At 29.8% G+C, this 23263-nt stretch carries 17 protein-coding genes; 2 read left to right on the top strand and 15 right to left on the bottom strand.

The window, feature by feature from the left end:
- Nucleotides 1-51: 51 nt before the first annotated feature.
- From K5V21_RS09940 to recD2, 15 genes are all read right to left on the bottom strand, one after another.
- Nucleotides 52-5991: an Ig-like domain-containing protein gene (locus K5V21_RS09940; protein ID WP_221861121.1), complete on the bottom strand. Its 5940-nt coding sequence runs from the start codon at nucleotides 5989-5991 to the stop codon at nucleotides 52-54.
- 173 nt (nucleotides 5992-6164) lie between these two features.
- The gene (locus K5V21_RS09935) at nucleotides 6165-7091 is read right to left on the bottom strand and encodes a 1-phosphofructokinase family hexose kinase (RefSeq protein WP_221861120.1); all 927 of its coding nucleotides are present in this window, start codon (nucleotides 7089-7091) and stop codon (nucleotides 6165-6167) included.
- 20 nt (nucleotides 7092-7111) lie between these two features.
- On the bottom strand, nucleotides 7112-7969 hold the full coding sequence (locus K5V21_RS09930) for a tagatose bisphosphate family class II aldolase (protein ID WP_221861119.1): 858 nt from the start codon (nucleotides 7967-7969) through the stop codon (nucleotides 7112-7114).
- Between the two features lie 18 nt (nucleotides 7970-7987).
- On the bottom strand, nucleotides 7988-8509 hold the full coding sequence (lacB, locus tag K5V21_RS09925; RefSeq protein WP_221861118.1) for a galactose-6-phosphate isomerase subunit LacB: 522 nt from the start codon (nucleotides 8507-8509) through the stop codon (nucleotides 7988-7990).
- 14 nt (nucleotides 8510-8523) lie between these two features.
- A complete protein-coding gene (gene lacA / locus K5V21_RS09920; RefSeq protein ID WP_204595879.1) occupies nucleotides 8524-8952 on the bottom strand; it encodes a galactose-6-phosphate isomerase subunit LacA in 429 nt (142 codons plus the stop codon).
- Between the two features lie 15 nt (nucleotides 8953-8967).
- Entirely contained in the window at nucleotides 8968-9720 is a 753-nt protein-coding gene (locus K5V21_RS09915; RefSeq protein WP_204595878.1) for a DeoR/GlpR family DNA-binding transcription regulator, read from the bottom strand.
- A 134-nt stretch (nucleotides 9721-9854) separates the two neighbouring features.
- Nucleotides 9855-11270: a PTS galactitol transporter subunit IIC gene (locus K5V21_RS09910; protein ID WP_221861117.1), complete on the bottom strand. Its 1416-nt coding sequence runs from the start codon at nucleotides 11268-11270 to the stop codon at nucleotides 9855-9857.
- A gap of 60 nt (nucleotides 11271-11330) precedes the next feature.
- Nucleotides 11331-11633: a PTS sugar transporter subunit IIB gene (locus K5V21_RS09905; protein WP_204595876.1), complete on the bottom strand. Its 303-nt coding sequence runs from the start codon at nucleotides 11631-11633 to the stop codon at nucleotides 11331-11333.
- Between the two features lie 40 nt (nucleotides 11634-11673).
- The gene (locus K5V21_RS09900; RefSeq protein ID WP_221861116.1) at nucleotides 11674-12147 is read right to left on the bottom strand and encodes a PTS sugar transporter subunit IIA; all 474 of its coding nucleotides are present in this window, start codon (nucleotides 12145-12147) and stop codon (nucleotides 11674-11676) included.
- A 404-nt stretch (nucleotides 12148-12551) separates the two neighbouring features.
- A protein-coding gene (gene prfB, locus K5V21_RS09895) for a peptide chain release factor 2 (RefSeq protein WP_221861115.1) occupies nucleotides 12552-13659 on the bottom strand; the annotation gives its coding sequence in 2 pieces (ribosomal slippage) (nucleotides 12552-13592 and nucleotides 13594-13659; 1107 coding nt in all).
- 69 nt (nucleotides 13660-13728) lie between these two features.
- A complete protein-coding gene (gene secA, locus K5V21_RS09890) occupies nucleotides 13729-16254 on the bottom strand; it encodes a preprotein translocase subunit SecA (RefSeq protein ID WP_204595873.1) in 2526 nt (841 codons plus the stop codon).
- Between the two features lie 214 nt (nucleotides 16255-16468).
- On the bottom strand, nucleotides 16469-16996 hold the full coding sequence (hpf, locus tag K5V21_RS09885) for a ribosome hibernation-promoting factor, HPF/YfiA family (RefSeq protein ID WP_204595872.1): 528 nt from the start codon (nucleotides 16994-16996) through the stop codon (nucleotides 16469-16471).
- Nucleotides 16997-17412: 416 nt separating this feature from the next.
- Nucleotides 17413-18048, bottom strand: coding sequence for a ComF family protein (locus K5V21_RS09880; protein ID WP_221861114.1), 636 nt, complete (start codon nucleotides 18046-18048; stop codon nucleotides 17413-17415).
- Nucleotides 18021-19016: a hypothetical protein gene (locus tag K5V21_RS09875; protein WP_221861113.1), complete on the bottom strand. Its 996-nt coding sequence runs from the start codon at nucleotides 19014-19016 to the stop codon at nucleotides 18021-18023. The genes K5V21_RS09880 and K5V21_RS09875 overlap by 28 nt, the downstream gene beginning before the upstream one ends.
- Before the next feature lie 17 nt (nucleotides 19017-19033).
- Nucleotides 19034-21268: an SF1B family DNA helicase RecD2 gene (gene recD2 / locus K5V21_RS09870; protein WP_221861112.1), complete on the bottom strand. Its 2235-nt coding sequence runs from the start codon at nucleotides 21266-21268 to the stop codon at nucleotides 19034-19036.
- Between the two features lie 130 nt (nucleotides 21269-21398).
- Between recD2 and nagA the strand changes: the two genes are divergently transcribed.
- A complete protein-coding gene (nagA, locus tag K5V21_RS09865; protein ID WP_221861111.1) occupies nucleotides 21399-22535 on the top strand; it encodes an N-acetylglucosamine-6-phosphate deacetylase in 1137 nt (378 codons plus the stop codon).
- Nucleotides 22536-22627: 92 nt separating this feature from the next.
- Nucleotides 22628-23245, top strand: a complete 618-nt coding sequence (locus K5V21_RS09860) for an NUDIX hydrolase N-terminal domain-containing protein (RefSeq protein WP_221861110.1) — start codon at nucleotides 22628-22630, stop codon at nucleotides 23243-23245.
- The last annotated feature ends 18 nt before the right edge of the window (nucleotides 23246-23263 follow it).

Genomic DNA, 23263 nt, shown 5'->3' with positions numbered 1-23263 from the left:
AAGCTTTAAATAAAAATAGAGTGCCTTTAATTGACACCCTATTTTATAAATTTATCTTAATCTCTTTATAGCTATTCCTAATATAAAAAATATTCCTCCAGTATTTACAAATAATAATCCATTAGATTTCCCTGTACTTGGTAGTATCTCTTTAGAAATACCTTTATTCTCTTGATTTATTTTTTTATCTGAATCTTTGATATTTGATTCATACTTTTTACTGTTCTTTTCTTTATTTTTATCAATATTTTTATTAGAAACATCATTATCTATAACTACACCATTGCTAGGATTAGCGCCTGTATTATTATTCTTATCATTGTTGTTATCTCTTGCGTCTTTAAATGTTACCTCTAGTTTGTTATTTGAATTTATATCTTTTAGTACGTATGAATTGTCCAAAACATTAACTTTTTTCCCATTTAAAAGAACTTCATCAACTTTATAGCCCTTATCAGGAGTAAAGATAAACTTCTTATTTTCTCCCTTTTCAACTTCAAAGGATCCATTTGGTGAAACTTTACCATTTGGCCCTTTAACTACTTCTATTTTATATGTTGAAACATTTGGCTTATTTTCTTCTATGTTTGATAATCTTTTAACTGCATCATCAAGCATTGCAGTTGCATTATTAACATCATCTTGAGTTGAGTCTTTAGATTTTGATACCTTTTCTGCTAATAAAAGAGCATTATTTAAAAGCTGTTTACTACCTTCAGTGTATTTTGATAAATCCGTATTTTTAATATCGTTTATCTTTTTATTTAAATCTGATTTTTCAATAGGTATATTCTTAGCAAAGAGTAATTCATACACATTAGTTTTTAATCCATCTTCTCCCTTTACAATAACCTTTCCTTTACCTGGAATAGTAACTGGCTCTACAACTGTAACAGCAGCATTATCTTCAGCTATTGCAGAAATTTCAGGAATTATATTATTATCAACATTTATTGTATATTTCATATTTTCAGGATTAAATTCTTTTAATTTATTTGCACCTATCTTAATTTCCTTTGCAAAAGATTTTGAATTCTTAATAACATCATCTTTAAATATTTGAACTTCTGTAATTCCTAAAGACTTATTAGCTTTTGCATTCATAAATATTCTTACCTTAGATGCTTTTATTTTATCAAACTTGTAAATTTTCGTATTTTCACTTTTGCCATTTTCAATTTTTTGATTTTTAACATCTATCCACTTATCATCTTTTTCATATTGAACTATAGCTGATTCTGGAAGTGCTATACCTGAATCCTTAAAGTAATGTACAGTCATTTCATTTACATAATATTCTTGAGGTCCTGTTCTTCCAAATTCTATAGATACCCACCCTGTTTTATCTGGATTTGGTCTCCAATTAGTCCAACGATCATGTGGATCATCATTAAATGAAATTATATCGTTGTGTATATGCTCAACTCTATCCTTTGATGTAGGGGTTACTGGCGGCTCATTTGAATATGATGATTGAACTCTTGGATAATCATATCCATTTTGGAACCTTGAAATATTTAGTCCTTTTTCAAATTTATCCGATACTCTTACTTTTGCAACAGCTGTTAAACTTGAATCTTTAACTTCACCTTCTACAATAAACTCTCCAACTTTTCCGTATTTATCCTCTAATATTTTATTCCATTTAACTGAATGCTGTCTTTCTGTATTATCACTATAATATACCATTAATGTTTTGGGGAATATTGGCTCTTCATTAATTAAAGTAACTGCTGACACTGATTCTACTGCAACTTCGCCTTTAACTTCCACTTCAGCAACAGCTTTCAATGATGTTCCATAAACTTTACCATAAACCTTAAATGTTCCAAGCTTTCCGTATTGATCCGCTTTAATTTTTTCCCAAGTAACCTGTTTATTTCTTGATAATCCAACATTATATTTTGCTTCTACTTCCTTTGGAAGTTTTGGTTCTTCACCTTTATCCACCACTACTTTAATTGGTTCAAAACCTATAATAATTTTTTCTTTATTTGATTTCTTCGCATTTATTACAAGTTTATTTGATTCTTTTGTAACATTTTTATAAGTAACTTTAACACTTACCTCGGCTGTTCCTTCTCCAACAATATTAATCTTTCCATTTTTTATAACTGCAACATCTTTATTAGATGTGACATACTCAACTTTAGCATTATTCAAATCTATTTTTTCTCCATTTTGTAATGTAGCATTTACATTTAAATCCCCAATATCATCTTCATTATAATTTATTTTATCTGAAGATACTTCAACTTTATTTAGTAATGGATTTTTAACATTAAAGTTTATTTTATATATATTTATTACTTTTCCATCTTCTGAAGTAACAAGGATTTTTGCTTCTCCATGAAGATTTGTTGGTAAAATAATTGCTTCAGTTGCATTATCAATAGCTGTAGCTTTTATTTTTGGAATCTCTGATCCATATGGAAGTTCTACATTATAATTAGTCTTATCACTTGAAAAATCTTCTATTTCTTTTCCATTAATTGATATTGATGAAAGCTTAGCTGTGTTATTTGGCACTACAACATCATCCATTATTTCCATTTCAGTTATAGCAAGAGACTTTCCATCCCTAGGGGTCATATTAACTCTTATTTTATTAGTATTTACCTTATCAAATTTAATTTCATGCTTCATATTATTTGTTATAGTTACAGGCTTTATTGTCATATTAGAAACTTTTTTCCACTCATGTCCATCAAGGTATTCAACTATTAAACTCTTCGGTGCTTGGCAACCATTATCAGCATAAACATATAAATTAATATTATCTACATTCTGATTTTCTTTCCATTCTACACCTATATACTCATTATTAGTACGTGGAGTACGTTGCCAATTTGTCCATCTGTTAGCTGGATTATTATCATATGATATAACTCCATCATTTATATTATTAACGTCATCCGCTGGATTTGTAAAAGATGCAAAAGCCTTTCCTTGAGCTTTTGAATTATAAAGTGCTATATTCACTTTTTCAGTCTTATTAGTAACTCTAATCCTTGCCTCTGCTTTAAATTTATCTGTAATGTCTACCTTGCCATATACAATGAAGTTCCCTTCTTTGCTATACTTTTCTGAATCAATATTTTCCCATGTAACTTTTGATTGAACTTCTTTTCCATCACTATAAATAACTGTAGCTTCATCAGGTAGTTTAGGTGATGCTCCTACTTTTGTAACTGTAGAGTATGGCTTTACTAAAACAATATCCCGAACATTAATTGCAGCCTTTGCCTTTATATCAGAACCTTTAACTGTTCCATTTACATTAAATGATCCAACTTTGTTATACTGTTCTGGATTTATTTTATCCCAAGTAACATTAACATCTTTTTCAGTATTATTTGCATAAATTGCTTTAATTGTCTTAGGTAATTGTGGGGAATTCCCTTTATCAATATTTATTACTACTTTTTCAAATCCAATAATTTTATCTTTATTCATGTCTTCTGGATTTATTGTATAAATAGAAGACTCACTACTATCTAATCCTTGAGCTGTTGCTTTAATTGTAATACTTCCTTCATTTTTATCTGGCTCAACAATTGCAACTACCTTACCATTAAATGCCTTTCTCTTATTAGCTTTATATCTTTCAACACTTGCACCATTACCATTATCTACACCAACTAACTTTCCTCCTGTTACTTCAAAATTGACAAGATTATCAGCCGTTGGTACAACTACTCCATTTTTATCAACTATATCAACAGTAATAAATGATAAATTCTTACCATTTGATGATATAACACGTTTATCCGGTGTAATCTTTACTCCTGCTGCTTGTCCCGCTGTTTTTATTTCGTCTTCTGCAACTACTACACCATTCTTCTTAGCTACTGCCTTAAGGGTACCTGCTTTAAATGGTACATCCCATCTTAAATGAAGCTTTCCATCTTTTGTTTCAAGGTATGATTCTCCATAATTTGTAGTTTTCTTTTCAAATTTACGTTCTCCCAATGATTTTCCATTTAAGAATAATTCAACTGTATCTGCATTTGAGTAAGCCCATACTTGAACATTATCCCCATCTTTCCAGTTCCAGTGTGGTAATAAATGAACCATTGGTTTATCAGACCATTGACTTTGATAGAAATAGAAAATATCTTTCTTAAATCCAGCTGTATCAATTGCTCCAAAATATGAACTCTTAGCTGGATATTTACCATAAAACGGAGTTGGTTCTCCTAAGTAATCGAATCCTGTCCAAATAAATTGGCCTGCAATGAATTGTCTATCACGATCACGTATCCATGAATCCTCGGCGCTACGTCCCCATCCAACAACAGTGTTATCATAAGATGAGCATTGAAGATTTGAATTATCAACTATATTAGGATTATTAGGATCTAAATATACCCCTCTTGATCTTACTGCTGAAGATGTTTCTGAACCATACATTTTCCATTCAGGCTTTGATTTATGATGTACATCATAAACATTTTCACTATAGTTATATCCTACTACATCAACTGTATTAAATATTTCATCTCTTGAAGATTGGAAGTTTGCAACACCATCAACTTTACTACCTCTATACTTATCCTCTCCTATAGTTGTAGGTCTAGTCGTATCTATTTCTTTAATCCACTTTACAAGATTTTTAGCTATTTGAACTCCATTTGATGTATTTGTATCATAGATTTCATTTCCTATAGACCACATTATTATAGCTGGGCTATTCTTAGCACTATCTACCATTGTTTTTATATCACGTTCTGCATATTGTTTAAAGAACCTATGATAATCATATGTTTTCTTTCCTTGTTCCCAGCAATCAAAAGCTTCATCTATAAGCAATATCCCATTTTTTTCGCATATGTCTCTAAACTCTGGTGATGCTGGATTATGCGTAGATCTTATAGCGTTTACTCCCATTTCTTTTAACATTAAAATTTGTCTTTCAACTGCACTATAATTTACAGCTGCTCCTAATGCACCTAAATCATGATGCATACATACACCTTTAAGTTTTACATTTTTCCCGTTTATTGAAAATCCTTTATTAGCATCAAATTTAAAGTATCTGAAACCAAAAGGAGTTTCATATGTATCAATTACTTTTCCATCTTTAATAACTTCTGTAACTGCCTTATATACATTTCCACTATAAATACCCCATAGTTTAGGATTTTTAACCTTTAAATTTTGATTAAATTCCTTTAATTTTGAATCTAATACCTCAGTCGACTCAACTTTTGAAACTTCGTCTCCATTTGGAGAAATTATCTTATTTCTTACTGTAACCTCTGAATTTTCTCCTGACTCATTACTTATCTTTGTCTTAATATTTACTCCTACATTTCCTCCATTAGCTAAATCTTCTTTAATGTTTGGAGTTGTAACAAATGTACCATACTTAGCTACATGAACTTTATTTGTAGCAGTAATATATACATTTCTGTAGATTCCACTACCAGAGTACCATCTACTACTTGGTTGCGTATTTTTTACTTTGACAGCTATTACATTATCGCTACCATCAAATTTTAGGTTATCTGTAATATCAAAACCAAAAGGCGTATATCCATTTTGATATTCCCCAACCTTTTGGCCATTTACGTAAACAGTAGATTCCATATAAACTCCATCAAAATCAATATTTATTTTTTTACCTTTCATTGATTCTGGCAGTTTAAACGTTTTCCTATACCATCCTACTCCACCATCAAGAAATGCCGCTTCATGAGTTGCTGGAGAGTTTTTATTAAAATCAAGCTCTATACTCCAATCATGAGGAAGATTTAGACTTCTCCATTTTGAATCATTAAAATCTTTAGCTTCCGCTCCACTTTCATCTCCAAGTTTAAATTTCCAATTATCCGTGAAATTGATTTTTCGATCTTTCTCAATATTATGTCCTATTTTCACTTCCCCATCTTTATCCATTTTACTTTCATTGTTAGCTGCGAATACAGGTACATTTATGCTACAAATAATAACTAGAAGAGACATTATAAAAGCAACTATTTTTTTCATTATATTATTCACCATCCTAATTGTTTTATATATAAGATTAACCTCATTAAGTCCATCTAATATTTTTATAAAAATTTACTTAATGAGGTCAATTATTTCTTTTGCTATTATCTTTACTATTATATCTAAACTACTTATTACTATTATCTAATTAACATATATACGTAATTTAGCTAAAGCTTTAATACTTCAACTTCTTTCATAATTTGATTTACAGTTTCTATGTTTACTATACCTGTTTCCTCCTCTAATACATTTGATGTTCCGCAGGCAGTAGCAAATGACAATATTTTTTCTATATCGTATCCTCTTTCAATTCCAACTGATATACCACCTACAAAGGCATCTCCTGATCCAACTGGATTCACAGCTTTAACCTTTGGAACTTTTATTCTATATTTTTCTCCTCTATATCCTGCTATTGATCCATCTTTCCCTAAAGATACAACAACAAACTCAATTCCCTTTTTATGAAATTCATCTATTTCCTTTAATACATCTTCAGTAGTTTCAATTTTTCTACCAATTATATATTCTATTTCATCTTTATTAGGCTTTATAAAGAAAGGTTTAGCTTCAATCCCATTTATTAAAAGATCTCCGCTAGTATCCAATAGAAATTTCTTGTTACTTTCCTTTGCAATTTCTATAAGATTCTTATATATATCTGTAGATAAATTTTTAGGGATACTTCCTGAAGCAACAACTATGGAGCTATCTTTTATTAATCTTCTATACTTATCTAAGAATTGGTCTAATTCACCTTCTATAAGTTCTGGACCAGGCTCTAAAATTTCTGTTTGTTCTAAATCCTCAGTTATAAAAGCCAAACATTCTCTTGTTGTGTTTTTAATGCTCACAAAATCATTTTTTATGTTCATTTCACATAGCTTGTCTCTTATAAAACTACCTGTGTACCCTCCCAGAAATCCGGTTACTAAAGCATCTTCACCTAATGTAGTTGCTACATTAGCAACATGTAATCCTTTTCCTCCAGCTGTATTATCTACATTAAAAGCTCTCATTACAGTTCCTTTTTCTATATTGTTAATCTTATACTTCTTATCTACAGATGCATTAAGATTTAAAACTAATATCATCCTTATCCTCCTAATTAGATTTAATATCTATTTTCACTTCCACAAACTTTTATTTTATGCTGAACTATCTTTTTCATAGCTTCTTTTCCAGGTGTCATATATTTTCTTGGATCATTTGCTTCTGGATTTTCTTTAAAATATTTCTTAACAGCATCTGAAAATGGAATTTTTAAATCTGTAGCTACATTTACCTTACATATCCCAAGTGATATAGCTTTCTTAACAAGATCATCTGGGACATCTGATGCACCATGTAATACTAGAGGTACCTCTACTTTAGCTCTTATTTCTTTTAATCTTTCAAAATCAAGTTTAGGTTCTCCTTTGTATAATCCATGAGCTGTCCCAATAGCAACTGCTAATGAATCAACACCTGTTATTTCTACAAACTCTTTTGCTGAATCAGGATTAGTATACATAGCATCTTTCTCATCAACTACTAAGTCATCTTCTTGCCCACCTAATCTTCCAAGTTCCGCTTCAACTGTTGCATCATATCTATGCGCATAGTCTACTACCTCTTTAACCTTTTTTATATTATCTTCAAAATTTTCATGTGATGCATCTATCATAGCTGATTTAAATCCAATATCTATATAGTGTTTAATATCGTCAATATTCTCAAAGTGGTCTAAATGTACTGCAATTGGAATATTGTATTTACTTGCTGCAACTTTAGCCATTGAGACTATATTTTCTCCCTCTGCATACTCAATTGTTGATGGAGTACCAGCTAAAATTACAGGAGATCTCATTTCATTTGCAGTCTCTACAACAACTTGTAATGTTTCTAAGTTATGTATATTGAATGCTGGAACTGCATATCCACATTTTTGAGCTCTTTTGAGCATATCTCTTGTTGATAATACTTCATTCATCTTCTCACCTCTATACTTTTATTCTGCTGGATATCCTCCATCATTCCATTTTTCTATAAACTCAACAAAGAAATCTTCATTCCCTTGTTGTCCTTCTTTAACTTCTGCAATTCTATCTATTTTTTCTATTAATCTTCTATTTTCCTCATTATCTTCAAATTTAGTCTCTAAGAATGTATCTATTACGTTTTCTATTAATCCTAGTCCTGATATTCTTCCACCCATTCCTATAACATTTGCATTTAAGCACTTCTTTGCATAAGTTGCAGTACTTACATCTCTTACAAGAGCTGCTCTAGCTCCAAATACTTTATCTGCTGATGTTGTTATACCAACCCCAGTTCCACAAATAACTATAGCTAAATCAGCCTCTCCGCTAACTACTTTTTCCGCAGTCTTCTTTCCATATATAGGATAGTGAGTTCTTACATGATCATATGTTCCATTATCTATTACTTCATGGCCTTTTGATTTTAAATAATCTGATACTTTCATTTTAATATCTGTTACTATATGGTCACATCCAATTGATATCTTCATTTTTTCTCCTCCAATTAAAGCATTTTATTTAACATATCTATTCTTATTTGATGTCTTCCCCCCGCATATTCAGACTCTAAATATGCATTAACAATGTTTTTTGCTAATGTTTTTCCTACAATTCCAGATCCAATTGCAATTATAGATGTATTGTTATGATTTCTTGTCATTTTGGCAGAATGCTCATCTGAAACTTCAGCACAAATTATATTTTTAAATTTATTAGCCGACATAAATGATCCAGCTCCATACTCATCTATAAGTATTCCTCTATCTCCTTCACCACCTAATATGCCTCTACATACTCTCTCTGCTGAATCTACAAAATCCAAATTATCCTCTGGCGTTTTGTCAATAACCTCATAATCTTTTTCTTTCAAATACTCCTTTAGACATTCTTTTAATTCAAATCCATTTTTGTCTGATCCAATTAAAATTTTCATTTTATCCTCCTTATATCAATAGATAATTTTAGTATATTTTTTATATTGTTCTTCCTCAAATTCACTAATGTCTTTATCGGTGATTATAGCTGTTAAGTTTTCTAGTTTATAAAATTTATAAAAATCTTTTTTATCTAGCTTACTGGAATCACATAATGCGTACTTTTCATATGCATTATCTAGTATAATTTTTTGAGAAAATCCTTCTTCTTCGTTATATGTCATAAGTCCATCTTCATATATTCCATTTGCTCCTACAATGGCCACATTTACTCGCATTTTACTTAGAGTTTCATTTGCAAAGTTACCAACAAAAGTATCAGTTGTTTCTCTAAACTTTCCACCTACTAGTAATAAGTCAAATCTTTTATCATTTTTAAATTTTTGAAATACCGATAGACAATTTGTTATTACTTTTATATATGATACATTTATATATTCATATAAAAGTTCATTTGTAGTACCAGGTCCTATATATACTGTATCGTTCTCTTTTATAAAACTTGCTGCCAATTTTGCTATATACCTTTTATTTTCTATATTTATTTCTCTTTTTTCGTGAAGCAAAAGTTCACCATTTAGATACATATTTTTATTTCTTGCCCCACCATGAATTCTAATAAGATATCCTTTGTTTTCTAAATCCTTAAGATCTCTTCTTAGAGTCATCTCGGTTACATTAAATTCCTTTATTAATTCAGAATTTTTTATTATATTTTCTTCTTCTAATTTTTCTATTATCTTTTTATGTCTTTCAGCTTTCAACATTTTCTATACCTCCATGTTGCATATAATTTATCTACACAATACTATAACACTAAATAATTCCCATATCTAATATTCATTTTTATAACAACTTTATAGTATCTTCATATATAGAGGTATCTTTTGAATTTTACAGTCTACTTTTCACTTGCTTCCATAGCATATGCTTTGTTTCTCTTCTTCATTTGTTTCGCATACCAAACGAAAAGTAAAACATATACAAGTAAAGCAGCTACTACTGCAATTGTATTTCCAGCTGTCATATTACCACCAAATTGTCCAACAAGTATTGCTATAAATTTTTCAATCGGTCCTTCAAGTGTGGCATGAGTAATTAATGTTCCTGCTGGTAATCCTGCTGGAAATGCTCCAACTGCCTTAGCTGTAGTTGTTACAAATCCTGCAATTGCAGTACCTGACCACAAGAATATTGGTAACATAAAGCATCCTGTAATAATCATTCTTATCATCTTTCCCCTAGTAACTACTAGTAATGCTGGTGTTAATCCAATTGCAATTATTCCACCTAGAGGTAAAATCTTATTTCCTGGTAAAAATAAAGCCATAACTAACATTATTGGTGCTAAAACATTAGCTGCAGCCCACATTTCCGCTCTTGATGCTAAGAAAGGCCAGTCAATACCTATATTAAATCTTCTTCCTGCAAATTTCTTACTTAAAAAGTTTGTAATACCTTGTGATAATGGTTCAACTGCTTCAATGAACCAGCTTCCAATAAATGAAAATAATTCAAGACACATACCACCTATAAATGCTAATGTGAATATAATTTGTGGAGTTTGGCGTCCAAGTATTCCAATAAATACTCCTAAATAAACTCCAATTGCAAATTTACTTCCCCAGAAACCTATCCTTCTGTTCAATTGTGCTGCATCAAAATCATATTTATCTAAGAAAGGAAAAATTTTATCAAATATTTTGTCAAATATCATAATCACTGGATTTAACATAAAATTTAAATGAGTTGTAGTTGTTGGATTTGTATCAGGCATATTTAACAAATCATTAAACGTTGGTTTCATTAAATCTGCATTCTTAATCTTTAAAACACCTATTAAAATTACCAGTAATGTTGCTAATAATAAGTTGTTATCTGAATAATACATTACTATCAAACCAATTATTGACAAATGCCATACATTAAATATATCAACATCCAATGTATCCGTTTGATTAATTACTAGCATTATTATGTTAACGATTACTATGATCATTAAAAAGTAAAGTGTATAAACTGATCCCCATGTAATTGTAGCAAGTGGTGCCCATCCAACATCAGTTATTGATAACTCAATGCCTGTTGACTTAACAAAAGCCTGGAGTGCTGGTGCAAAGTTACCTGTTAATATTCCGATTATTGATCCCATTGCAGTAAGTGCTATTGCAAGTTTTATACCACCTTCTAATGCCTTTGAGAACTTAACCCTCATACATATAGCAAGTAATGTTAAAACAATAAGCATAAGTGGCGGTGCCCCTAAATCTATTAATGGTTTAAAGATACTGTTAGCAAAATCTATTATTCCTGACATTATTTTTCCTCCCCATTTTTCTTCTTGTAAAGTTTTATCAATTATTTAAATCCTTATTATTTATTTATTTAAAGTTTTAATTATTCTCTCAACTTCATCAAATACTGGTTGGCTCATTACTGGCATTCTATATAATATTGGTCCAGCTTCAACTATAGGTATACTTATTTCAAATCCACAATTTGGTGCAGAAATAGGTGCAAAGATATCATACTTAGCTACCATATCTTCAGTAATATCCTTTATCATTACTGCATCTGCATGAACTTCATATCCTCTATTTCTCATTTCCTCCTCAATTGCATTTTTTATTTGGTGGCTTGAATTTACTCCTGCACCACAAGCTGCTAAAATTTTTATCATAATAATTCCTCCCTAAATATATTTTTATATTATTTAAATTTTATTGATTTACTATGTTATATATTTCTTCTATTGAGTTAGCTTCTTCAAGCTTGTCTATATTCTCCTTATTGGTAATAAATTTCATTATATTTGCTAGAATATTAGCCTGTTCTCCTCCAGCTTCATTTAAAATCATAAAGAGATACTTAACATTAAGATTTTCTGATGAATTCATCATATTTTTAAAGTTTAATTCATTTTTTAACTTTACCACTATTACTTTAGTCTCATTACAATATTCACTTTCCGTATGTGGAATTGCTACATTAGGTAGATTGGGTGCTACAACACTTAAATCAATACCAGTCGGAAATTCTTTTTCTCTTTTTTTTAATGCTTTAACATAATCTGATTTAACTAAACCTTTTCTAAATAGCTTGTCTGAAATTTTTTCAAAAGCTTCATTAGCATCATTAAAACATTCAATAAAGATTAAATCTGGTTGAAATAACTTAAAAAACTCATTGCTCATATTTAACTCCCTTTTCTGTTTGTTTTTGTTTGTTTTTGTTTGTTTTTGTTAATTAAATTATATATAAATACGTTTACATAATCAATTTGAATATTCAGAAAAATCCTTCAATTTATGCCTATATCATGTATTATACTTAATTTTTCCATATAAAATATACTTTTTACTCCATTTTTCTTCATTTTTCATATTTATTTTTCTATTTTTAAAAAATATTCCCAATTTTATTATAATAAAATTAGCTACTATAAATTATTAACCTATAAATTTAATTTACAATTCACACAATTTATAATCGATTTCCAAACATTTATTATAAATTTATAACACTTACTATAACGCATTAATGAATACAAAAAAAAAGAGCATAAATATATTTACGCTCTTCTCTATAATATTAAAAATTAATAATTTAATTCACTTGAAAGATATGCATTTATAAACGCATCAACATCTCCATCCATAACTGCTTGAACATTTGAAGTTTCTTCACCTGTTCTATGATCTTTTACCATATTATATGGATGGAATACATAAGATCTTATTTGACTTCCCCACCCCATATCTTTTAGTTCGCCAGTTAAATCTTCTATCTTTTCTTTATGAGCTCTATCTTTAAGTTCTATAAGCTTAGATTTTAACATATTCATTGCAGTTTCTCTATTTGATATTTGACTTCTCTCATTTTGACACTGTACAACTATTCCAGTTGGAATATGTGTTATTCTAACTGCTGATTCTGTCTTATTAACGTGCTGACCACCAGCCCCACTTGCTCTATAAGTATCAACCTTTAAATCATCAGACTTAATATCTATATCTTGATCTTTTGTAAGTTCTGGCAGAACTTCAACAGATGCAAATGATGTTTGTCTTTTTCCATTTGCATTATATGGTGATATTCTAACTAATCGGTGAATACCTTTTTCTGCTTTTAGATATCCATATGCAAATTCACCCTTTATACTCAAAGTTACACTCTTAACTCCAGCTTCTTCACCTTGAATTAGGTCCAAAGTTTCCACAGAAAACCCTTTTCTTTCGCACCATCTTGTGTACATCCTTAAAAGCATTTCTGTCCAATCATTTGCGTCAGTTCCACCAACACCAACATGTAATGTGAATATTACATTATTTTTATCATACTCACCTGATAAAAGCATCTCTATCTTATAATCTTCAACTTCTTTTTCTAGGAACTTAACTCCTGAAATTATCTCATCTATTGATTCATCATCATTTTCTTCCATAATTTCCTTTAAAACTTCTATGTCCTCAATCTTTGTCTCTAAAGTTTCAAATCTTTCTAATTTAGATTTTAAGAACTTACTTTCTTTAGTTACTTCTTCAGCTTTCTTTATATCATCCCAAAATCCTTGTTCTTGCATTCTTAAGTCAAGTTCTATTATTTGTTTCTCTAAGGCTTCTTTGTCAAAGTGAAGCCCTCATTTCCTCTAAATTTGATTTTAAACTTGGCATTTTAGCTAATGCTTTTTCAAGTTCTATTCTCATATAATCACCTCTATCTTAATTTTAAATAAAGCATCGTTATCTTAAAGATAACGATGCCCATTTTAATTTCTATACTTCTCTTCCACAGCAGTTTTTATACTTCTTTCCGCTACCGCATGGACAAGGTTCATTTCTACCAGTAGTTACTTCTTTCTTAGCTGGTTGCTTCTTTGAAGAAGATTCATCGCCTCCATGATTTACATGAGTTGCTGTTGTCTCTTTAACTACTCTTTCTCTCTCTTCTGGTGCTTTTTCCATTTGAACGTGGAATAAATATTTTACAGTATCTATCTTAATTGACTCTATCATTTCATCGAACATAGCACTACCTTCCATTTGGTATGCTTGAACTGGATCTTGTTGCTTAAATGCTCTAAGTCCAATACCTTGTTTTAAGTGATCCATATTATCTATATGGTCCATCCACTTAATATCAACATTCTTAAGAAGAACTACTCTTTCTATTTCTCTAAGCTTTTCTTCTCCAAATTCTGCTTCTTTACCTTTATATATTTCTAAAGCTATTGCTGTAAGCTTTTCTTTAATTTGATCATTTGAAAGATCCATTAGATCTTCAATAGTTATTCTATTTGCTGGTAGACAAATATCATCTAAATAAAGAATTAAGTTCTTAAATTCATTTTGATAATCATCTTCCATTCCAGTAATATGAGCATCTACGGCCTCACTTATTACTTCTTTAATCATGACCTCTATTTGTTCTTCTAAATTTTCACCTTCAAGAACTTGACTTCTTTGCTTATAGATAATTTCTCTTTGCATATTCATAACATCATCATATCCTAAAAGATTCTTTCTGATGTCAAAGTTATGACCTTCAACTTTCTTTTGAGCACTTTCTATTGATTTTGTAATTATCTTACTTTCAATAGCATCGTCTTCTTCAAGTCCAAGTTTATCAACCATAGCATGAGTTTTTTCTGACATAAAGATTCTCATTAGATCATCTTCTAATGAAATGAAGAACGTTGATTCTCCAATATCACCTTGTCTACCTGAACGTCCTCTAAGCTGGTTATCTATTCTTCTTGATTCATGTCTTTCTGTACCAATTATCTTAAGACCACCAGTTTCTAGTGCTCCTTCTCCAAGTTTTATATCAGTACCTCTACCAGCCATATTTGTTGCAATTGTTACTGATCCAACTTCACCAGCATCTGCTATAATTTCTGCTTCTTGCTCATGATATTTAGCATTTAAGACTTTGTGCTTAATACCTTTTTTCTTTAATAGTGCAGAAATTATTTCTGACTTTTCAATACTTGCAGTACCAACAAGAACTGGTTGACCTTTTTCATGAGATGCTTTTATTTCATCAACTATAGCATTATACTTACCCATAGCAGTTTTATATACTATATCGTGATTATCTATTCTTTGGATTGGTCTATGTGTTGGAACAACTATAACATCTAATCCATAGATTTCTCTAAATTCATTTTCTTCTGTTAATGCTGTACCTGTCATACCTGATAATTTGTTGTACATTCTAAAATAGTTTTGGAATGTTATTGTTGCTAAAGTTTTTGATTCTCTTGCAATCTTAACTCCTTCTTTAGCTTCAATAGCTTGGTGAAGACCATCTGAGTATCTTCTACCTTCCATAAGTCTTCCTGTAAATTCATCAACTATTATAACTTCTCCATCTTTAACCATATAATCTTTATCAAGTTTCATTACATAGTTAGCTTTTAATGCTTGAGTTACATAATGTTGTAATTGCATATTTTCAGCATCTGCATAGTTTTCTACTTTAAATGCCTTTTCTGCCTTTTCAACACCTTCTTCTGTAAGCATTGCAGCATTTGCTTTTTCATCAATTGTATAATCTTTTTCGGCAACTAATGTCTTTACAAAATAGTCTGCAACTTTATAGAATTCTGTTGATTTTTCTCCTGCACCTGAAATTATAAGTGGTGTTCTAGCTTCATCAATAAGAATTGAGTCAACCTCATCCACTATAACAAAGTTTAGTCCTCTTTGAACTCTTTCTTCTTTATATACAACCATGTTGTCTCTTAAGTAGTCAAATCCAAATTCATTATTTGTTCCATATGTTATATCAGCGTTATATGCTGCTCTTCTTTGATCATTATTTAAATCATGAACGATAACATCTGTTTTAAGTCCTAAGAACTCATAAATATTATTCATCCAATCTCTATCTCTTGAAGCTAGGTAATCATTAACTGTTATTACGTGAACCCCTTCTCCTGATAAAGCATTTAAATATGCTGGTAATGTAGCAACTAATGTTTTACCTTCACCAGTTTTCATTTCCGCTATTCTTCCTTGATGAAGAACAATACCACCTATTAATTGCTCTCTGTAATGCTTCATTTTCAATACTCTTCCTGAAGCCTCTCTTACAACAGCAAACGCCTCAACTAATAAGTCATCTAATGTTTCACCATTTTTATATCTTTCTTTAAATTCTTCTGTTTTACCCCTTAATTCTTCATCACTTAGTTTTTCCATAGTTGATTCTAAGCTTTCGATTTTGTCAACTAATGGCTTTATTCTCTTAACTTCTCTTTCGCTATACGTTCCAAATAAAGCTTTAAACATTCCCATATTTTCATCCTTCCAAACGCTAAAAAATTTGATAAGCATTTTCTCTTTCTTTACTTAGTATACATTTATAAATTATACCATTTTTAATTAATATATTTCAACTTTATCACAATTTTATTAATTTTATATGTACTATAACTTAAAAACTCCATAAAGTTTATGATTAATCATTAACTTTATGGAGTATAAAATTCTATTTATTAAGTTTTAAATTTTATACGTAATCTGGTTCTAATAACCCATAATCTCCGTCTTTCCTCTTATATAATACGCTGACATTATTTGTATCTGCATCTTTATAGACGAAGAAATTATGTCCTATAAGTTCCATTTGAAGAATTGCTTCATCAACATTCATAGGCTTAACAGCAAATCTTTTTGTTTTTACTACTTCACCTTCATGCTCATTTTCATATTTATCAGTTGCGATTTCTCCAAATCTTAATGAATCATTCATTCTTCTAGAAAGTTTTGTTCTTTGCTTTCTAATTTGTCTTTCTAATTTGTCTTCTACTTTATCTATAGATTTATACATATCATCTGTTATCTCTTCAGCTCTAAGCAGAATCCCATTAAATGGTATTGATACTTCTACTCTATGCCTATTCTTTTGTACAGATAATGTTGCTTTCGCATTCACATTACTCTCAAAATACTTGTCAAGTTTTGAAACCTTTTTCTCTACCATATCTTTTAACGCAGGAGTTAATTCAATGTTTTTTGTTACAACTGTTACCTTCATAAGTCCAGCTCCTCTCACTACATTCTAAGTTTAACTTAGACGATTTCAAATGATTAGTTTATCTATTTGTTAAATATATTGTACTCCTCTTCATAATAAAAGGCAAGTCTATTTTCTGAATTTACTGAAAATTTAGTTTTTGTATATAATTTTAACTAAATGCAAAAAAAGACACTAAATTTTTAGTGTCTTTTTTTGAAAAGTTAGCTGACCTGGTTTTTGCCCCCACACTCGCCTACTGGAGATTTCGCTACCCGGAATTACCCTCTCACTACTAACCCTCTCAAGTTTTATTACCTGGTAGGACTTACCTCTATACCGCACCATGCTCACTAGAATCTTTGCCTAGCTTATGTGGATCGTTTCGCCTGCGACTGGCATCGACTTTCAACCACAGACCTAACTTTACATTAATATTATATACGACTTTTAGCAATAGTCAATATTTTTATTTTTTTTGCACCATTTTCTTTTAAAATTTTAATTCCTTCCTCTATGGTTGCCCCTGTTGTAACAACATCATCAATTAATATGAATTTTTTTCCTTTTATATCACATTTGTCTCTTATAGAAAATGAATCTTTTATGTTCTCTCGTCTTTCATTTTTGCTTAATTCCTTTTGAGTTTTTGTTTCTTTTGATTTAATTAATGTCTCCATATAATTTAGATCTAGCCGCTTAGAAAGAAGTTTTGCAATATATTCGCATTGATTAAAGCCTCTTGTCTTTTTTGATTTTTTGCCTATAGGTATATATGTTAAAATATACTCTTTACTGATATTAGATATCTTTGTCTCAAGCATATCTACTAGTATTTCACCAGCTAAAAAGTCCTTCTTAAATTTAAATAGATGAATCAATTCTTTAAGAGCACCTTTATAGTACCCATAATATTCATCCTCTGTGCAGAGCTTTATACTTCTTAGACAACTTTTACATATTCCCTCTTCCTCTTCTTCCTGGCATATTATGCAAGTGGATGGATATGAAAAAAGTATTTGTAGTACACTTTCTTTTAAATAATCTAATAACTTAAATATCCTTCTTCCCATAGCCTTTTATTAAAACTCCTAGTTACTTCCCTTGCCTTTTCTATATTTTCCGTTTCTTCATGACAAACTAAAATAACTTCTGAGAATTCATTATCTCTTTTGCAAACCTTACTGCACATAAACAATATTTTCTTATAATCTATACTTTTGTCGTCTGCTGATAATACTATAATTCCATCTACATTTGGAGTCTCTAATACCTCTCCTATTTTATTTGTTATTAGAAATATTGACTTATCTTTAAATTTAAATACATTATTATTTAACTTTTCATCAGTTGACTTTAATAATTTAACGCCTTTTAAATCAATTCTTTTTCTATAATAGTCATATATTGTATCTATATCCTTAAGGTAAGGTACATAGGTTATTACGTTTTTATTGTTATTTTTAAACCATAATATATACTCATATAAGAAATATGGAATATCGTATCTTAAGTCTATCCTAGTTGTCATAACTCTAGGCTCTGTAAGCATATTTATATCTTCTAAATTCAACATATTTATTGTATTTGCATGTTCATTATAATTTATTGAAGAATATAATATTATCTTTTTAGAATATCTTTTTAATTTATCATATACACTTTTAAAAGTCTCTTTTGATAATTTTGAATATGATGATATATCATCTATTATAATAAGATCATAATTTTTATTTATATTATATAAATACCTACAATTCATAAATACAAGTTTCTTATCTACTATATCTTCTCTAGTATATGCATAATATTTACTATTTTTATTTATATAATAAATAAGATCTTTATCAACATTAGAATTTCCCCATATATATAGAACACTTCCATTTCTATTACATATAATATCTTTAACTACATCATAAAGTATTTCATTACTTTGAAGAGGCTTTCCTAAAATAGTTAGCATAGCCTCTTCATTATCTAGATAATTTCTTATCTTTTTATTTAAATAACTAAATTCTCTATCAGTTGAATTAACCAAATAACCCACTCCTAATTCTAATTATCTATAATATCATTTTGTATAATATCCTTTATTCTATATTGTAGTGCCGAGTATCTCTCCATACTTTTAGTATTACTTACCATGTATTTAAGCGCCTTAGGCATTCCGACAACTACTACTAATTTCTTAGCTCTTGTTATTCCTGTATATAGAAGATTTCTATTCATAAGGAATGGTGATCCCATAAAAGCAGGAACTATAATAACCTTAAATTCACTTCCTTGACTTTTATGAATCGTTATAGCATATGCAAGTTCTAATTCATCTAAGTATACATAATCATAATGAACTTTTCTTTCATCATCAAATATAACAGTTATAATCTTCTGTTCTTCATCTATGCTTTGTATAAAGCCCATATCTCCATTAAATACCCCAACGCCTTCATCATCACCTTCACCTGATACTCTAGTCCATTTAAGAGAATAGTTATTTTTAGTTTGCATAACTTTATCTCCTTCTCTAAATGTCATCTCTTTTACTTGTTTTTCTTTCTTATAGGTTGCAGGTGGATTTAATACTGCTTGAATACTTTCGTTCATATTAAGAACTCCAAGAGTACCTTTTCTCATAGGCGTAAGCACTTGTATATCTCTTAACTTATCCCAATCTTTATTAAACTTAGGTAATCTTCTATTTATTAAATCTATTATTGTAGTTAATATACCATCTATATCTTCTTCTTTTATAAAGTAAAAGTCATTTCCCTTTTTATTAAGATATGGCATTTCACCACTATTAATTCTATGTGCATTAACTGTAATTAAACTTTCAGCACCTTGTCTAAATATTTCTTTCAATCTAACAACTTTTATTAAGGAACTGTTTATCAAATCTTTAAGTACATTTCCTGGTCCCACTGATGGTAATTGATCCACATCTCCAACTATTATTATTCTTGTACCAAGTTTTATAGCCTTTAATAGATTGTGCATTAATAAAATATCTATCATTGATGCTTCATCAATAATTACTACATCTGCTTCTAATGGTTCTGACTCACTTTTTCCAAATAATGATTTATCATCTTCATCGCTTGAAACTCCCATATCTAATAATCTATGTATGGTTTTAGCTTCTCTTCCTGTAGATTCACTCATACGCTTTGCAGCTCTTCCTGTTGGTGCTCCAAGTAAAACCTTCATACCATTTTTTTCATATATGTCAATAATACACTTTATTATTGTTGTTTTACCAGTTCCCGGCCCACCAGTTATAATTTCTATCCCTTCTGAGAAAGCTGCAAGTATTGCATCCTTTTGAGATTCTGCAAGCTTTATATCATATCTCTTTTCAAATAACTCTATTTCATAAGGCACATCCGTATTTATAGTTTGGAAATTTTCTATACCTAATGTTATTATTTTATTCGTTATTCCAAGTTCACAGTAATAATATGGAAGAGTAAATACAGCATCTTCATCCTGTATCTTTTCAGCTATAATTCTCCCTTCTAAAACTGAATTATAAATATTTTCTTCTACAATTTTAGAATCTACCATTAAGGTTTCACAAGCATCACTTATAAGTTTATCCTTCGGCATATATGTATTACCAGCTGCACAAAATCCATTTATAACATATTCTATACCACTTTTTATTCTAAATGGAGATATTGCCTCTACCCCTAAACTCATTGCTATCTTATCTGCCGTTTTAAACCCTATTCCTGATATTTCTTTGCATAATATGTACGGATTCTCTGAAACTATATTTTTAGCATCTGGCCCAAACTTTTTATATATCTTTAAACATTGATTGTTACTAACTCCATGAGATTGAAAGAAGATTATTATATCTTTTAAGTCTTTTTGTTCTATGTATGACTCATATATTATTCCAAACTTTTTCTTTCCTATTCCATCGACTTCCATAAGTCTCTCTATATGATTTTCCATAATATCAAAAGTTTCTTCACCAAAATGATCTACTATCTTTTTGGCTGTTACAGGACCAATACCATATATTATTCCTGCACTTAGATACTTCTCTATTGCATCTACCGATGTTGGAAGTATCTCCTCAAATTCTTCTATTTTAAATTGTTGTCCAAACTGCTTATGAACAATCCATTCTCCTTTTAATTTTACATTTTGGCCATCCTTCATAAAAGGAACTGTTCCAACGGCTGTAATTGTTTCTTTATTTACATTTATTTTTGAAACTGTATACCCAGTATCATCACTTCTAAAAACAATAGCTTCAACAAAGCCAATAATGTTTTCCATACTATCTCTCCAAATCTTACTTAGTTATTTTTATTCTTGACTATATATTATATAATTATATCATAGAAGGTTAAACATATAATTCTTATGTAGCTTAAATTGAGGCTATAAATTTATGGAGGTGCTATATATGTTAATAAAAAACTGTAATATAATTTTTCTTGATAGAATTGAAAAGGGATCAATTTTAGTTGAGAATGGTAAAATTAAAGAAATAAATCCTAAAAATGTTCAAGATTCAGAAGTAATTGATGCTGAGGGTATGTATCTTTCACCAGGATTTATTGATGTTCATATACATGGTGCTGGAGGTCATGACACTATGGATGGAACATATGAAGCTATAAATGAAATTGCTAAAACAATTTGTAAGTTTGGTACAACTTCCTTTACTCCAACAACAATGACTGTTGCTGTAGAAGATATTAGAAAATCTATGGGTGCTATAAAAGAAGCTAAAATTAATGGTACAGATGGTGCAAACGTATTAGGTGCTCATCTTGAAGGTCCATTTATAAGCCCAAGTGCTATTGGTGCTCAAAATCCTAACTTCTTAGAAGCTCCTTCAATTGATACTTATAATAAAATGGTTGGTAATTGTGAAGATGCTGTAGTTTCAATAACTATTGCACCAGAAGTAGAGGGTGCAAAAGAACTTATTAAATACTTAAGTGATAAAGGTGTAGTTTGTTCAATCGGACATACTAAAGCTACTTATGAAGAAGCTATAGATGGAATTAAATGTGGATGCTCACATTCAACACATTTATATAACGCTATGACACCATTTACTCATAGAGCTCCTGGTGTTGTTGGTGCTACATTTGATTCAGATATAACAACTGAAACTATTTCAGATGGCATTCATATAGCTTATCCAGCTCTTAGAGTTGCTTATAAGCAAAAAGGAACTGATAAAGTACTTTTAATAACTGATGCTATGATGGCCTGCGGAATGCCAAATGGTGTTTATTCACTAGGTGGTCAAGAAGTAAATGTTGAAAATGGAGCTGCTAGAATTAAGTCTGGTTCACTTGCAGGTTCAATCTTAACTCTTGATAAGGCAGTAAGAAATGTTTATAACAACTCAGATTACCCATTAAATGAAGTTGTTAAAATGGCTTCTTATAATGGCGCTAAGCATTGTAAGGTTGAAGATAGAAAAGGACTGATTAAAGAGGGTTACGATGCAGATTTAGTTATATTTGATGAAGATATTAATGTAAAGAAAGTTATAGTTAACGGAAAGCTTGTACACGAAGCTTAAAAATAAATCAAAATATTTTTTATTATAAATTTTATATAAATGCTCAATGAAAATACTCATTGAGCATTTATACTATTTTAAGAGGTGCTTTTATGGAAGAAAAGTGGTTATCTTGGGCTAAAAGACTTCAATCAATAGCCCAAGCTGGAATTGAATATTCTAAAGATAAATATGATATAGAAAGATTTGAGGAAATAAGAGATTTATCTTGTGAAATATTAAGGGAATATACCGATATTCCAAAGGATAAAGTAAAAGATTTATTTTGTAATGAAATAGGATATCAGACGCCTAAGGTTGATGTTAGATCTGCTATCTTTAAGAATAATAAAATATTATTAGTCAAAGAAAGTATTGATAATAAATGGTCACTTCCTGGTGGATGGGCTGAGGTAGATTTATCTATAAAAGAAAATGCTATAAAAGAAAGCAAAGAAGAAGCCGGTGTAAATATTAAGCCCCAAAGATTAATTGCTGTACTTGATAAAAGTAAATATAGCTTAAAGCCTTATCCTTATGGAGTATATAAGGTTTTCGTTCTTTGTGATCTTATAGATGGTTCTTTTGAAGAAAATATAGAAACTGAAGAAAGTGGATTCTTCTCTTTAGAAAATCTTCCTGAGCTTTCAACTGGAAGAAATACAAAGGAACAAATAGAGATGTGCTTTGAAGGCAAAAACAATAATAACTTTGTTACAATATTTGATTAATTAAAAATATGAAAAGAG

Source organism: Clostridium sardiniense (genome assembly GCF_019753795.1).
GTDB lineage: Bacteria > Bacillota > Clostridia > Clostridiales > Clostridiaceae > Clostridium > Clostridium sardiniense.
Note: the sequence above shows the minus strand (reverse complement) of the source record. Positions and strands in the feature narration are given on the sequence as shown.